At 73.1% G+C, this 605-nt stretch carries 1 protein-coding gene; it reads right to left on the bottom strand.

Annotated elements, in window-relative coordinates:
• Positions 1 to 440 (bottom strand): chloramphenicol acetyltransferase (locus tag FV228_RS32040; protein WP_147857996.1); only part of this gene is annotated, 440 nt, incomplete at its 3' end.
• Between the last annotated feature and the right edge of the window lie 165 nt (positions 441 to 605).

The raw sequence follows: 605 nt of genomic DNA, 5'->3' as shown, positions 1-605 counted from the left end.
GGGACGTCCCGCGTGACGATCGCGCCCGCCCCGACCACCGCGCCGGTGCCGATGCTGCGGCCGGGCAGCACCACCACCCCGTGGCCGATCCAGACGTCGTGCCCGATGGTCACCGGGCTGGCCCGGCGGCGCGCGAAGAACGCGTCCTCGTCCGCCTCCTCGGGCCAGTAGGCCTGGGCCCGGTAGGTGAAATGCGCCTGGCTCGCGCGCTCCATCGGGTGGTTGCCCGGGTTGATCCGCACCGCGGCGGCGATCGAGCAGAACTTGCCGATGGTGGTGTAGATGACCTCGCCGTCCTGGCCGATGTAGGAATAATCGTCGAGCACGGTCTCGGTCAGGCGCGTGCGGGCGCCGATCTCGGTGTAGCGGCCGAGATGGCACTCGACGATCCGGGCGCTCGGGTCGACGGCCGGCTGGAGGCCGAGATGCCGCTCAGCCATGCGCGTCTCCGAACGGCAGGCGCGCCAGCAGCCGGAACGGCTCGGCCCCGTCCTGCACGAGCACATTCAGGGCGTCGATCACCGCGGGCTCCGGGCCGGTGGCCGCGTAGGCGTCGGTCAGGCGGCGCTGCCAGGCGGCGCGGTCGGGATCCGGCAGCGCATCGG

This window comes from Methylobacterium sp. WL18 (assembly GCF_008040015.1).
Taxonomy (GTDB): domain Bacteria; phylum Pseudomonadota; class Alphaproteobacteria; order Rhizobiales; family Beijerinckiaceae; genus Methylobacterium; species Methylobacterium mesophilicum.
Note: the sequence above shows the minus strand (reverse complement) of the source record. Positions and strands in the feature narration are given on the sequence as shown.